Here is a 14,811-nt window from a genome sequence, read left to right as displayed (position 1 = left end):
AGAATCGAGAATTTTATTTTACACAAATTATTTGTAAAGTTATTAGTATAAGCCACATTATAAACCGCATATTGATTATTTTGATTTGTAGAAATAGTATTATTAGACGAACTCGAACTTAAACTGTTTATATTTCTTTCATCGTTTCTTCCCGTTCTAAAAAATGAAAGAAGTCTATTGTCAATATAAGCCGTTTTTGGCGGAAGCATATACTCGGTAGAATCGTATAATTCCCGCACAAAAATATTCGTATCGTTTATTTTTAACGGATTGTATCCTATATGCGAAACATAATTTTTTGTTTTGAAATTATTATTAGTATCGTTATTATCGTTGGAATAATTTGTTTGCATATAGAAATAACTTTTTTTATTTTCTCTCACAAATCTATAACCGAAATAAGTGTCCCAAACAAAAGTCTCGTCCTCGCGCATAGCTTTATCGATATCTTCCGCTCTCACATCGCAAATAACTATATGCTCTATTGGAGTATTGTCGAATTTTTTTATCGCCTCTTTTTCGTATTCGGTAATTTCTTTTAATGTTGAGGCTTCTTTTTTGCTATCGTAAGGAGTGGAAACGGAGTCCAAATATCTTCTATAAGAATAAAGAACATTGTCGTATAATTCGTAATATTCTTTTAAATAATAATTATTCTCTCCCAAAGTGTATAGCCTTCCGTTCAAAAATTTTCTTCGCATTTCTATCGCGTCAAACATTGCGAGTATATTAAAACTTGCATCGGGATAATTTTCTCCCAAAAATTCTATGACTTTATATTTTGCCTGTTCCAAAATAAAATTATTGTCTTCAACGAAAGTTATCATAAATACGCTTTCTCTGAGCCTTCTTAAAATTCTAAAAACATATTGTATCGGAAAATCCAAACTGTCGGGATAATTTTCTCTATACTTCGAGCTAAAATCAATTAAAGTAGTTAATATTGCAATCTCTTCAACCGCAAACGCCGAAACTTGAGCTTTAGAATATGCCGACATATATTCTCTTGCAGCTTCTTCGATATAACCCGCAAGTTCATAAGCTTTAGCCAAATTGTATCTTATTATTATTTCCGTTTTCAAATCTACGGGAAAATTAGAATTTGAAGATAGAATATATCTATATCTGTCAATCGCGTCTTTAAGCATATATAATCTTTGAACATTAATGTCATGCCCGCTCATATCCAAAGGGTCTTCTCTTCTTTTTTTGAATCTCGAATTGTCCGCTTCTGTTGTGAGTTTAAGCGCCATTATATATTGAAAAGCGGCTATATGCGAATACAATAATAATCTGTCTTTTGAACTTACCGAGTTATTTGTAGACAATACTTGCAAATTTTTAGTAGTATCGAATAATTCTTTAAAAAATTCTCTTCTAATTGATACTAAATCGGTTTGAGACAAATATCTTAAATATAAAGAAGATAAACTTAAATAATTTTTAGCGTCATTTTGAGCGTTTTCGTAAGCCAAATTTGGATTATTTTCCAAAGCTTTAGAATCTATAGTTTTTTTATATTCGTCTATCGAAGCCTTAAAAGATATTATTGAATTTGAAATCGAACCCTGCCTATAATATAAATATCCTTCGTTATTATAATAAGTGGCAAGCATCAAAGGTTTTATAGATTTTTTCGGAGTGTCTTTCAAAATATAGTTTTTATAAGAAGATAAAGCCTCTCTCGAATCCGAATATCTTCCTATTTTTTCATACAATTCTTGATAAATAGAATATAACATTTGCTGTTTATCGACATTAAGCGGTTCGCCCGGGATATAACCTCCGAAAGAAGCGAGTCCGAAATTGATTATATTTATATCCGTTCCGTAAATTGTGGCGCTCAAATAATTCGGAGTATAAACCGAAGAATCCAAATTGTCTATTTTTTCTTTAACATTATCGCAATATATCAAAGCGTTATTATAATCTTCAAGTTGCAAATAACATGCCGCAAGCAAAAGTTCGTTTAATTCGTTTTGACTTATATCATCTTTTGTGAGTTTGTCTCTTTCAAGCAACGATTCAATCGCTTTTTTATAATCTTTTTGTTCTATTGCCGCAACCGAAGTATAGCCTACAATTTTATATATAGCCTCTTTATCTCCCAATTTTTCAAATAAATTACGCGCCGTTTCGTATTCTTTATAAGCGTTTTCTATTTCGTTATTCATCCATAAAGAATAGCCGTAAAAGAAATGATACCAAGCTTTACTCTTTTCGCTTCCAACCGAATTTAGCAATATTTCCGCTTCTTTATATTCCGCCGCCGCGTCAGAATATCTGCCGTTCATTAAATAGGAATTGGCAAGCATTATCGACACCATATTTGGTTTTGTTTTTACTTTGCTTTTTGCCATTATAAGAGAATCGATAATATCGCTTTCCAAATTAACATTTTGAAAAGATAATTTATTATAACCTACATATCTATCATTATTTACATTATTGTCTCTATAACTCGGCACAAGTTCTATAACGCTTTTATAAGTTTTATCGTCTTGGTAAACCTGCATTTGCAACGCTTGAGCGAATGTTAACATTTCCGCTTTTTTTATATAATAGTCCGAATCGTCTGGATAGAGAAATATTGCGAAATTTATATATGAAACCGCTTTATCGACTATCGTATTGAAAGATTTATTTAAATATAAATAAAAACCGTCCTCTCTCTGCTTCTCGCTTAAAACATATCTTTCTTTGCTATATTGTTTCGACATTGCAATTCCGTAATATCTGTTCGCCAAATAATAATAAGCGTTTGCAAGTTCCGCATGCGTTTCATGTTCCGAGTATCTTGTAGATAAAAGATTTTTTTCTCTTTCAGTTATAGTTTTTTCAAGCGAATCGATATTGTCATAGGCTCTTAATCCGCTTTCGATTAATCTTGCCGAAGAAATCGTGTCGCTCGGATTATAAATTAAAACTTCTTTATAATTATCGTAAGCCTGCGCGTATTTGCCTTCGTTATAAGATTTGTCGGCTAAAGATTTATAATAATTTGCAAGTATATTTTTAGAATCTTCCGCTTCGTAAGTTGAATCAAAATTTTTGCCTCCAGAATTCAAACCGTTTTTTAATAAAATATAAGCGCCTTCGTCCTCTTTCGCAATCAAAACTTTAGCGTTCGCGTAATAACCCAAAGCCTTCATTATATCGTTATTCGATTCCAAATAAGGCTGAAATAAATTCGTAGCGTCATCGTAATTCCTCGAAAGAATGAGTCCGTCCAAATATAATAATCGCGCCGCAACCGACATTGGAAAATAAGGATGAGAATTTTCTATTATATATTCGTAGGAAAATTTTGAATCTTTCAAAAAATCTTTCGCTATTTCCAATCTGTCGGAAAATATTAAATCTCTCCTCGTATAAGGAATTTTATATAAATCGTTTGTATATTCGTAATCGTTATCTTCGAGCGAATGGCTGTATAATTTTGAAATTAAAATATATAAATCTTTATCCGTATTCAAATTGATTATATTTGTAAGAATATTTAAAGAATTTTTATTGTCCGTTTGATTTTTAAATTTTTCATTAGCGGAAATAAAACCCGCCCAAGCTATATTATTTTCAAGATTTGTATTATTCGTTAAAAAATATTCGTTCGTATAATTTTTTGCATTAAGCCAATTCGTATTAAAATCTCCGTCTATTTTATCCGCTAAAAATCCAAAAAGAGTATCGCCATAACTATTTATAAGAGTATTTTTTGCGCTTAAATAAATATCGTTTTTTTCGTTAGTATAAGATTGAATCATTATATCGAAATATGCCTTTGCCACATTATTCTCGTCTTCTTTAAATGGAAAATATTCGGAAAATTTATCTATAACTTCTTCTTTTTTATCATAAGGAAGCTCGGTAAAAGTGTTATACATTTTTTCGGCGTTATCGTCTTTTATAAAATATTCTTTCGTAGAACCCATAGTCACTATGCTCGTTCCGTTCGTATTTATCACATAAGCGCCAACCAAAGCGGAAGGATACGCGACATTGAAATCGGTTAATTGAGTGTCTTCCGATAAAATATAATATTGCGCGGTGCTTAAAGAATATGACATTAATCGTCTTTTATCGTAATAGGTTAAATTGCCGTCTCCGTCCGAATCGTTTTCTATTTCAAAATAAATAATCGTATCGTTATTATAAAAAGAAGGATTGAATTTCAAAGTTTTTGTGTCGGTTAGAATCGTTAAATTGGTTTGAGTTTCCAAATCGAAAACAACCAACTGGGAATAAGGCTCTCCGATTTTTGAAGTAATAAAAGTTATATATCTATCGTCAAACGAAAAGGCGGGAGAACTTGCTTCCAAATCGGAAATTTTATTTATATTTTTACCATTCGGTTTCATTGTGAATAGTTTTTTAGTTTTGCCGTCTCTGTCGGATATAAAAGCTATAGTGTTTCCGTTATGCGATATTACGGGTTCGGTATCGTAGCCTTTATAATCTGTAAGCCTAACTATCGACTGCTCCAAATCTTCCAATTTTTTTCTGCTTTTTCTAACTTTGAAAATATTGACAAGTTTGTATAAATAAATATCTCCGAAAGCGTCATCTCGAGTGGATGAAAAAACCAAATATTTAGATTTTGAATCTACAGAAACTGAAGAGTCGATTCCCGGGCTTCGAGTGAGTCTAAATGTTTCCAAGTTATAAGAATCTACGGCGAATATGTCGGTGTTTCCAGCGTTTTCCCTCGAATAGTAAATCCAAGTTCCTTCTCTGTCAATTACCGAATCTAACGCGGGATTATTTTCGCCCGAAGTGAGAGAATATTTTTTATACTCTCTTAAAAACGGACGGCTATCAAATCTATAATCGGCGCTTCTCTGTTTAGTTGCGCATGAAAAAACAAAAAATAAACTTAAAAAAAATAATATAAATTTTACTTTCATAAAATAGATTCAAATCTTAAAACGATTCTAAAGCCTTATCGACAGAATCGTAAACTTCAAATAAATCTTCCAAATCTACAGTTTTCAATATTTTTTTGATAGTTTCGGGAACTTGAGCGAGAACGATTTTTCCCTGTTTGTCTTTAACTTTTCGCATAATCGCGATAAAAACTCTGATTCCGCTCGAACTCAAATATTCGACTCCAGAAATTTCCAAAATTAAATTATTCGCTCCAGATTCTACCAATTCTTCCAATTCCTGCTCGATTGTCATAGATAAACTTACATCCATTTTCCCCGCTATACTAACCACTTTTGCTTTGCCTCTATCGTCAACTTTTAAACTCATATTTTTTCTCCTTAAAATTTTTTTCTTAAAAATGATTATTAATAATGAAATATAATTATAACAAATATAAAGATTAAAGTCAATTAAAATAAATTTATTAAAATAATTTACTTTATGTTTTTTGAAATATATTATAAATTTATTGTATCAATAAACTATTTAATCTATGAATAATTTAAGTATAAGAGAGGCAAGCAAATATATATAATTGCTCGAGACTGGATTTGAACCAGCACGGTGTTACCCGACAGCACCTCAAGCTGTTGTGTCTACCAATTCCACCACCCGAGCAAAGATTGTTTATATAATATATTAAATTAAAATAGTATTTTGTCAAATATATACTATTTTGATGTTTTCATTTAATTAAACTATGATAGCCTTTTTCTTATTTTTTGTAAATATCTGAATCAAAACTAAAATAGTCGTAATCGATAATCCCGCGACATCCGTAATCCAACCTGGGTCTATCATTAATAAACCCGCTATTATAAAAAATATTCTTTCAATCCAAAGACATTTTCTGAAAACATATCCTTCCAAACCAGAAGCGACTCCAAACATGCCAATAATAGAAGTTATAATTATTTGTATTATCTCTCCCAAAGTCGTGTCTATCATAAGAATCGCTGGATTGAATATAAATATATAAGGAATTATAAAAGCGCCGATAGCCAATTTGCTCGCTTCGAGTCCCGTTCTGAAAGGGTCGGATTTCGCTATAGCAGCTCCCGCCATCGCTGCCAAAGCCACAGGAGGAGTGACATCCGCTATTATGCCGAAATAGAATACGAACATATGCGCCGCCAAAGGTTTAAATCCCAATTGTATTATCGCGCTTGCCGCTATAGTGGAAGTTATCAAATAATTTGCAGTCGTAGGAACTCCCATGCCGAGTATTATCGAACTTATCATAGTAAGCATTAAAAGTAAAATTGAAATTCCGCCCGATATTGAAACCAAACCAGCTCCAACTTTCAAACCCAATCCCGTAAGAGTTATGACGCCTATTACTATTCCCGCCATAGCGCAGGCAACCGCAACGCTTATTATATTTCTTGCCGCATTGCAAAATACATCTATTATATCGTTTATTCCAAATCCGATTTTTCTTTTGTTTACGATGTCTATAATATTATTTATTATTGCGACAAAAACCGCCGATATTATCCCCATTAATCCCGCGTATATAGCCGTTTTTCCGAGAGCGAAAAATACTATTATAGTTAAAAGCGGAATAACCAAATAACCTCTTTTAAGAAGAAGTTCGCCGAATTTTGGAAGAGAATCTTTCGACAAACCTTTTAATCCCGTCTTTTTTGCCTCGAGATGAACCATTATAAATATTCCCGTAAAATATAAAAGCGCGGGAATGATAGCCGCTTTAGCCACTTCCATATATGGAATTCCCAAACTGTCAGCCATTAAGAAACTTGCGGCGCCCATTATAGGAGGCATAAGTTGTCCTCCCGTTGAAGCCGAAGCCTCGACCGCGCCCGCAAACTCCGAACGATAACCCAAAGATTTCATCATAGGAATTGTAAAACTTCCCGTGCCAACCGTATTTGAAACCGAACTTCCCGAAACCGTCCCAAACATTGCGCTCGTTAGAACGGCGACTTTCGCGGGACCTCCGTCAAAACCTCCAGCGATAGCGTTACAAATATCTATAAAAAATTGTCCTATTCCCGTTTTATCAAGCAAAGCTCCGAAAAATATAAACAAAAATATAAATGTTGCGGAAGCTCCAATCGGCGTTCCCATTATTCCTTCAGTATTATAAAATAAATGAGAAACGAGTCTTTGATAAGAATATCCTCTATGATTCAAAAATCCCGGAGCGTAAGAACCGAATAAAGCGTAAATTATAAATATTAAAGAAATTATCAAAATAGGAAGTCCTACAATTCTTCTGCATGCTTCGAATAATATCAATATTCCGATTATTCCGACAAAAATATCGACAGTCGTGTATATTCCCGCTCTTCTAACCAAAGAATCAAAATTAACGACAATATAACTCCAAGTAGCCGCTCCGACAATCGCGAGTATAATATCGTAGAACGGAAGTTTATCTTTCGGCATATCTTTTTTCATAGGAAATAGCAAATAAGCCAAAAGAATAACGAAAGCCAAATGCGTCGCTCTTAAAACTTGAGCCGTTATTCTGCCCGAAAGTATCGAATATAATTGAAATAAACAAAATATTGTCGATATGATTATGATTAAATATTTTTTCCAATCTTTATATCTTCTATATCTCGATTCGCTGTCATATTTGCTCATATAATCGTCTATTTCTTCGGCGGTTAAAATGTGAATATGATGGTTTTCTTTGCTCATCGTTCCTCCAATAATCTAATTTTAGTTTAATATATTCAAATAAAGACAAAATTTTATATTCTATCTTTATATTGCTTTGCGGTTTGAATAATTTTTTTAATTCTATTTCCTCTCCGTCAATTTCTATTCTATGATTTGCCACAGTTCCGACAAATAAATATAAATTGTCGATTTTTTTATTTATATCGTCTATCTCTATATAATCGTCCGTAATTGTAAATTTTTGCGTTTCTTCTGGTTCGGGAATTCCCGCTCCGTAAGAGGCAAATCGGGTTTTTGAGAGAATAATATTTTTATCTTTAATAATATAATAATCTCTAACCAATCCCTTATTAACGGAATGAGTATATAAAATTACAAATTCTTTATTTTTTATATTAAAAACTTTTTCGTTTATAAGCAATTTAGGAAATATCGGCTTAAATAAAATAATCGTCAGTAAGATAATTGCGGTTAATCGGAGAGTTAATAATATAATAGTTTTTTTTGTTTTTATTATATCGTTAAACACAATCAATTAACCGACTTAAATTATCTATTATTATTTTACTGCACAATAATGCCTAATTCTTCATAATATTTTATAGCGCCCGAATGAAAAGGAATTGAAACTCCCTTTGGAGCGTCTTCAATATTAAGTTCGTTTCCTTTCGCATGAGCAACCGATAAATCCGATTGCTTATCGAATAGAGTTTTTATCATATTGTAAACTTCTTCTTCGGGAACATTATTATTAACGGCAATAGTAGCTTTAACGGCAATGGCTCTCGTATCGGTATCTACTCCGCTGTAAGTGCCTGCTGGTATATTTACTTCCGTATAATATTTATATTGAGCGGTTATTTCTCTGACTTGCGTATTTCCTATTGGAACTAAAACTATCTCGGTCGATAAAGATAATTCCTGCAAAGCGGCGTTAGGAACTCCAGCGACTATAAAGCAAGCGTCCAAAGTTCCGTTTTGAAGTCCATCGCTCGATTCTTTAAACGAAAGATTATGTTTTCTAATATCGTCAAAAGTCAAACCGTATGCTTCCAATATTTGTTTGGCGTTAAATTCCGTTCCGCTTCCCGCATCTCCAACCGAAACTCTTTTTCCTCTAAAATCGGCTACGCTTCTGATTCCGCTCGATTTTGTGGCGGCTATTTGAACGACTTCGGGATATAAAGTGAGTATAGCCGAAAAATTGCTCAAAACTTCTCCGTCAAACATATCGGTTCCGTTATAGGCATAATCCATAACATCGTTTTGAACGAAAGCCAAATCCGCTTCGCCTCTGTTTATCAATCTTAAATTTTCCGCGGAAGCTCCCGTAGATTGAGCCGTCACATTCATGCCTTCGATATTATTATTCCATAGATTCGCTATGACGCCTCCGAAAGAATAATAAGTTCCGCTCGTTCCTCCCGTTGCAAATACATAATTTCTACTTGCGCTTTTGGAACATCCAATTACCATAAGAAATGAAACAAAAATAATAAATAATCTCTTCATATTCTTATCCTCCTGAAAAAATAAATTTTAATTTAATTATCGTATATAGTAATATATTTTATATATTTTGTCAATAGTTTAATTAGCTTTTATATTTGTCTAATTTTTATTAAAATCCCAATTCTTCGTCAATAAATATTATATGAATTCTGTCTTTTATATGGCATTTATTTATTATAACCGTATAAGCGCACATTCTTTTGTCGATTTCGCAATTATCGTTGCAAATCATATCTCCGACCGCGCAAGGATTATCCGCTTTAAATCTTATAGAATTTTGAGCCGCGGCAATATCTTTAGCTCTCTTCAAAGCTTCTTTTTCGGTATTTGCCAATTTATTTTTTCCGACTATTAAAAACACTTTTTTAGGTCCGTAAATAACCGCAGCCGTTCTATTTCCCGAGCCGTCTATTTCGATGACATCTCCGTTTTTGCTTATCGCGTTTGCCGAACATAAATAAACATCGGAAGTGAAAGCTTTTATTTCCGCGTCAGTTTTCAATTCTTTATTGTTTCTGTCGACAAAATTTTTATAGCCTTTCAAATCTTCCAATATTCCAATTTGATTAACCGAAGAACTTCCGCCAAAAGTGATAATATCGTCTTTTTTTATTTTCGATAAAACGAATTTTTTAGCGTCTTCTTTATTTGAGAAGCTATTGAAAGCAAATCCTTTTTTCTTAAAATTCTTTTTTAGAATTTCGCTTAAATTTTTAAAATATTCTTCTTGAACCGTCATAATATAATCCCCTTCATTTAATTAATTTAATTAACAGTTTATTTTATAATATTATAAATACGGAAAAATTCAATATAAAAAAATTCATTGTCATTACGAACAAAAAATATCAGTCATTGCGAACAAAAATATCGTCATTGCGAACGCGCATTTGCGGGCATGTTGCCAAGTGAAGCAATCCATTAAAAAAGAGCCTGCCCTTACGAGCAAGCCCTTTATAATAACTTCTTCTTTCCATATATTCTTTAATAATACAATCTTTTATTTTCTGCTAACCCAACCAGAATCTTGATGCGCTAACCTATGCCAATACTGAACGTTCATAGGGGAGAATCTCCAATTATGCCAATCCAAAGTCCATTGCCAAGAAAGATTTATCTTCTGATTCAAAAACTTATCGAGTTCTTGCGGAGTTTTATTAGTGAACGCGGTTAGATTATTATAGTCGCTCGCAGAAGTAGTATTATAATACATATCGATTCCGAAGTCCGTCCACCATTGGTCATGATAACCTATATTCATCGTAATAACTTGCAAAGGTTTGTCATTTCTTGAAGCCATATGGTCGTATCTTATAAAGAAATTTAAATCTTTTTTAATACTAAGATTATGGTCGCTATCCGAATAATTACAAAATTCGTCAATTTGTTTGCGCGTCAAAATAGTTTGATATATTCCGCCCACAGACCAAATTCCAATATAATCCGCTTTTCTCGCGTTATTCCATCTCACTATCGTAGCGCCTACAAGTTTCATGATTTTAATAGAGGCTTTTCTCGGGTCGCTGTAATATACTATGTCATAATTCTTATCGAAGTAGTAATAACTGTTATTCGGCGGCCAATAGAATAAATTTTTGTCTTTCCAAGAGGTTGGATTAGGGTCCCAGTTTCCGTAAGCCGCTCCTTTAATATACCATTTTTTTCCATCATTGGGCCACTTTCTGCTCATCATTTCTTTCCAGATTGTAAGCAAAGTTTCGCTGTCTTGCCAACTTACTCTCGGATAATTATAGCCTCTCCATGGAGTATAAACCGTCATATATGTGTCTTCATGGAACCAAGGTTTAGGTTTAGTCGATGGCTTTATTTGAATTACGCCGGATTCTCCCGTCCCCGTTGCATTCGTAATCGTTTCTTCTCCGCCCGTATCTTCTTCGATCGTGAATTGAGACGCGGTTGGCTGCGTAAAATCTTGCGCGCAGGAAATAATGCCCGCGATACTAAACGCCGCTATTAATAAAATAATAATAGCCGTTCTTTTTGAAATTTTTGAGATAACTTGTTTAAACATAATTAACTCCTTTAATAAAATAAATTATAGGCTTACTTTCACCTTACACTTATAATATAGTAAATTTTTTATAAAAGTCAAGAAAAAAATTCCGTATTCTGCAAAAAAAAATATTAAATTCCAAAAATTGTATGAATTTATAAAAAAATGTTGACATAATTCCACAATTTGTTTACATAATTAAATATATTTTAGACTTTTTACAATAAAAAAATTATCATTGCGAGCAAAAATATCGTCATTGCGAGGCTATTTATAGCCGAAGCAATCCAAAAAGAATAGATTGCTTCACTTGGCAACATGCCCGCAAATGCGCGTTCGCAATGACAATGCATTTACCGTCATTGCGAATAAAAATATCGTCATTGCGAGGCTATTTATAGCCGAAGCAATCCAAACAAAATAGATTGCTTCACTTGGCAACATGCCCGCAAATGCGCGTTCGCAATGACAAAACATGTAGTGAAGCAATCCAACAAAACGGCTTGTTTTTTCTATAATATAAAAATATAATGATATAACTATTTAAACAAAAATATTTAATTCGATTTGATTTAAGGAATTTGATTCTATGATAAAAAATATTATTTCGGATATTGGAAATGTTCTTTTTGAATTCGACACAACGGGATTTATTAACAAAAATATCGAAGCGGAAGATAAAGAAAAATTTTTTGATTTGGTTTTTGGAAACGAAAATTGGCAACTTATGGATAAAGGCGATTTGGCTTTTGAAGACGCGAGAAAATATTTTTTGTCCGTCTATCCAAAATATAAAGATAGCTTAAATAAACTTTTCGACAGTTCTTTAACTTTATGCCTCAATATGAATAATAACAATATAAATATCTTAAAAGAATATAAAGAGAAATGTTATAATATTTATTATTTGTCGAATATGTCGGTTGAAACTTTTCAATGCATAAATAAGAAAACCGATTTTTTTGAAACGACTTGCATCGGAGGAATTGTTTCCGCTTATGAGAAAATGATAAAACCGAGCGAAGAAATATACAAACTTTTGCTTAATAGATTTAATTTGAAGGCGGAAGAATGTTTATTTATTGACGATAATTTGAATAATGTTAATTCGGCTTTAAAATTGGGTTTTAATTCTTTTCAATTAAAAAATATGAGCGATATGAGATTTGAACTTGAAAAAATATTAAAATAAATTTTTTGAATAATATAAAATGAAAAAAAAAATAAAAAAAATATTTTTGGAAATAAGAAGGCGTTACGGTTTTATATATTTAAGCGTCATATCTATAGTGATAATATTGAATTTTATCGCCGCCGCTTTTACCACTAATTTTTTATACGAACCGAATATTAATCCTCTCAATTTCTTTTTAATGTTATTCGTTCCCATCACAAGCATCGCTGTCGGAATAATTACGATAATAAAATTCATTCTCGAAGCTTTCAAAAAAAAAGAAGGCTCTCATATAAAATTGGTTATAGTTATAATCATGGCTTTGATTACTATTCTTCCGAGTTTTGTAATAAGTTATATTTCTTCTTATATCATAAAATCGAATATTAATCTTTTTATAAATAGCGATATTAATAATTCAATTTATAATGTAATAGATATGTCGAATAACGAAATAATAAATAAACAAAACAATATGCTTGCCGTTATATCGAATATTGGAAATAATTATTTTAATAATATTTACAGATATATTGATTTGGAAAACCCGACTAATAATTTTAGCAATTATAACAGATTAAACAATTTGATTAAAAATTATTACAATTTTCAAAATATCGCTTTTTTATCGAATTCTTATTATGGGCATAGTTCCGTGCTTTTTAATTTGGAAGATTATTTGCCTTTGGATGTCGATTATAGATTATATACGGACGAAGTGATTTTTATAAACAGCGAATATAGAGATTTATTTTATGTAAACGCGATTATTCCGCTTTCCGCCTCAAATAATTATGTTATATGGTCCGAGCCAATGTCTTCCAATTATATAGAAGTGAGAAATAACGCTTTGGAATCTTTCAGACTTTACAGTTCTGCAAGTATGTTTGTAAACGAATTTTCTATTATATTAAAACTTTTATATATATTCGTTTTGGGAGTTTCGACTTTTTTCTCAATAATATTTGGAATAATTTTAGCTCGATTAATTTATAAGCCGATAAGTCTTCTTTTGAAAGCGACAAATTCTATAATCAACGCCGATTTTGATATAGACATGAAATTTTCTGGAATTCATGATTTGAGAAACCTTATTTACAGATTTAACATTATGGCGAGAGCGCTTAAATATCACAGAGACAGAGAGAATACGAGATTGAGACTCGAAACTTGGAGAGAAGCGGCTATTAAAGTGGCTCATGAAATAAAAAATCCTCTTATGCCGATAGTAATGAACGCGGAACTTATAGAAAGAAATTTAAAAAATAATATGTCCGACAGAGATATAGAAAAAGCGAAAAATTCCACAAATATTATAATAAAAAACGCGAACTCGATTTCGACTTTGATTAAATCTTTTTCGGAATTTTCGTTTGCAATTAAAATTTCGGATGAAAAAGAATCTATAAATTCCGTTATTTTGGAAGTAGTCGATTCGTTTAAAAATACTCCGAATATAGAATTTGAAGTTTCTCTAACGAAGCATGATTATTTTATAAATATGGACAGAGATAAACTCATTATGGCTTTCAGAAATTTAATTAAAAATTCTATCGAAGCTATGGAAAATAATAATAGAAATTCAATAATTTATATTTCTTCTTATCATGATATTTCGGACGGAAAAGAATTTTTTACAATAAGCATAACGGATACGGGAATCGGAATCGAAACCAAAAATATAAAAAAAATATTCGAGCCTTATTTTACTTCAAAATCGAAAGGCACGGGAATCGGACTCGCGACGGTTGAAAAAATTATTATGGAGCATAAAGGATATATTTTAGTCGAGTCGATTGTCGGAGAAGGAAGCACTTTTTTTATAAGATTCGAGATTTGAAATTTGCAATTTGAATTTAAAAAAAATTAAGAAAATCAAAATAAAAAATTTCAGATTGGAACTTTTTTATCAAATGTTTTTATATGATTTATAAGTTTATTCATGTTTTTCGGATATTCCAAACAAGTTATATTTAATTCTCTCGCTTTTTCTTTAATTTCTTTTTCCGTATTTTCGCATAGAAAAAATATTTTGTATTCGGCATCTTTTAGAGATTTTAATTTTCTAAATTCCGTTATAAATTCTATCGCATTAACCCAAACTAAATCTGGATTGAATATTAATATTTTTATATTGTATTTATAAATTTGTCCCATTAATTCGTAAAGATTTTCCGCCGTAAAAACTTGAAAGTCGGAACTTTCCAAAAGCGCTTTTATTTTAGTCGCTCTATTATCATCGTCTATGATTATTATAGGACTATCCATAAATATAACCCAATTAAAGTAAAATTTACCGAGAGAGGGAATCGAACCCTCACTGAGTCGCCCCAATCAGATTTTGAGTCTGACGTGTCTACCAATTTCACCATCTCGGCTAATAATCAATTTTTTCGTAAATATTATACTTTATAAAAAATAAAAATCAAGCGTTAATTTTATTATTTTTTTAAATTTATTTCCGTTTTAACCAAGTTATTGCAAAATTACAACTTTATTATAAAATAAAAAATATAGTAAAATATAAAATAAA

Annotated in this window: 10 protein-coding genes and 2 tRNA genes; 2 read left to right on the top strand and 10 right to left on the bottom strand. The window is 31.6% G+C overall.

The genetic code is table 11. The features are described from left to right. The 8 genes from EZH24_RS01240 to EZH24_RS01205 form a co-directional block, all read right to left on the bottom strand. On the bottom strand, positions 1 to 4,904 hold a 4,904-nt coding region (locus EZH24_RS01240), incomplete at its 3' end, for a PD40 domain-containing protein (protein WP_137997317.1). A 16-nt stretch (positions 4,905 to 4,920) separates the two neighbouring features. Next, complete coding sequence (locus tag EZH24_RS01235; RefSeq protein ID WP_137997316.1) at positions 4,921 to 5,253, bottom strand: STAS domain-containing protein; 333 nt, start codon at positions 5,251 to 5,253, stop codon at positions 4,921 to 4,923. Positions 5,254 to 5,462: 209 nt separating this feature from the next. Further along, positions 5,463 to 5,544 (bottom strand) — tRNA-Leu (locus EZH24_RS01230). A 75-nt stretch (positions 5,545 to 5,619) separates the two neighbouring features. Next, complete coding sequence (locus tag EZH24_RS01225) at positions 5,620 to 7,596, bottom strand: TRAP transporter permease (RefSeq protein ID WP_137997315.1); 1,977 nt, start codon at positions 7,594 to 7,596, stop codon at positions 5,620 to 5,622. Further along, the gene (locus tag EZH24_RS01220) at positions 7,526 to 7,999 is read right to left on the bottom strand and encodes a DUF1850 domain-containing protein (RefSeq protein WP_336596084.1); all 474 of its coding nucleotides are present in this window, start codon (positions 7,997 to 7,999) and stop codon (positions 7,526 to 7,528) included. The genes EZH24_RS01225 and EZH24_RS01220 overlap by 71 nt, the downstream gene beginning before the upstream one ends. 143 nt (positions 8,000 to 8,142) lie before the next feature. Beyond that, on the bottom strand, positions 8,143 to 9,090 hold the full coding sequence (locus EZH24_RS01215; RefSeq protein WP_137997314.1) for a TAXI family TRAP transporter solute-binding subunit: 948 nt from the start codon (positions 9,088 to 9,090) through the stop codon (positions 8,143 to 8,145). Between the two features lie 109 nt (positions 9,091 to 9,199). Further along, the gene (locus EZH24_RS01210; RefSeq protein WP_137997313.1) at positions 9,200 to 9,829 is read right to left on the bottom strand and encodes a lactate utilization protein; all 630 of its coding nucleotides are present in this window, start codon (positions 9,827 to 9,829) and stop codon (positions 9,200 to 9,202) included. A 261-nt stretch (positions 9,830 to 10,090) separates the two neighbouring features. Next, positions 10,091 to 11,122, bottom strand: a complete 1,032-nt coding sequence (locus EZH24_RS01205; protein ID WP_137997312.1) for a hypothetical protein — start codon at positions 11,120 to 11,122, stop codon at positions 10,091 to 10,093. A gap of 571 nt (positions 11,123 to 11,693) precedes the next feature. On the opposite strand from EZH24_RS01205, the gene EZH24_RS01200 reads away from it, so the two are divergent. Continuing rightward, positions 11,694 to 12,296: an HAD-IA family hydrolase gene (locus EZH24_RS01200; RefSeq protein WP_137997311.1), complete on the top strand. Its 603-nt coding sequence runs from the start codon at positions 11,694 to 11,696 to the stop codon at positions 12,294 to 12,296. A gap of 19 nt (positions 12,297 to 12,315) precedes the next feature. Then, positions 12,316 to 14,118, top strand: coding sequence for a sensor histidine kinase (locus tag EZH24_RS01195; RefSeq protein WP_137997310.1), 1,803 nt, complete (start codon positions 12,316 to 12,318; stop codon positions 14,116 to 14,118). 50 nt (positions 14,119 to 14,168) lie between these two features. Here EZH24_RS01195 and EZH24_RS01190 read toward each other — a convergent pair whose 3' ends face one another. Further along, positions 14,169 to 14,546 (bottom strand): response regulator, encoded by a 378-nt coding sequence (locus EZH24_RS01190; protein WP_137997309.1) that lies wholly within the window; start codon positions 14,544 to 14,546, stop codon positions 14,169 to 14,171. A 26-nt stretch (positions 14,547 to 14,572) separates the two neighbouring features. Then, positions 14,573 to 14,656 (bottom strand) — tRNA-Leu (locus EZH24_RS01185). Between the last annotated feature and the right edge of the window lie 155 nt (positions 14,657 to 14,811).

Source organism: Brachyspira catarrhinii (assembly GCF_005518285.1).
GTDB classification, from domain to species: domain Bacteria; phylum Spirochaetota; class Brachyspiria; order Brachyspirales; family Brachyspiraceae; genus Brachyspira; species Brachyspira catarrhinii.
Note: the sequence above shows the minus strand (reverse complement) of the source record. Positions and strands in the feature narration are given on the sequence as shown.

Coding starts and splice junctions, on each gene's coding strand:
- EZH24_RS01215 (WP_137997314.1), bottom strand. CDS start 9,090: ATGAAGAGATTATTTATTATTTTTGTTTCATTTCTTATGGTAATTGGA.
- EZH24_RS01200 (WP_137997311.1), top strand. CDS start 11,694: ATGATAAAAAATATTATTTCGGATATTGGAAATGTTCTTTTTGAATTC.
- EZH24_RS01190 (WP_137997309.1), bottom strand. CDS start 14,546: ATGGATAGTCCTATAATAATCATAGACGATGATAATAGAGCGACTAAA.
- EZH24_RS01225 (WP_137997315.1), bottom strand. CDS start 7,596: ATGAGCAAAGAAAACCATCATATTCACATTTTAACCGCCGAAGAAATA.
- EZH24_RS01210 (WP_137997313.1), bottom strand. CDS start 9,829: ATGACGGTTCAAGAAGAATATTTTAAAAATTTAAGCGAAATTCTAAAA.
- EZH24_RS01205 (WP_137997312.1), bottom strand. CDS start 11,122: ATGTTTAAACAAGTTATCTCAAAAATTTCAAAAAGAACGGCTATTATT.
- EZH24_RS01195 (WP_137997310.1), top strand. CDS start 12,316: ATGAAAAAAAAAATAAAAAAAATATTTTTGGAAATAAGAAGGCGTTAC.
- EZH24_RS01235 (WP_137997316.1), bottom strand. CDS start 5,253: ATGAGTTTAAAAGTTGACGATAGAGGCAAAGCAAAAGTGGTTAGTATA.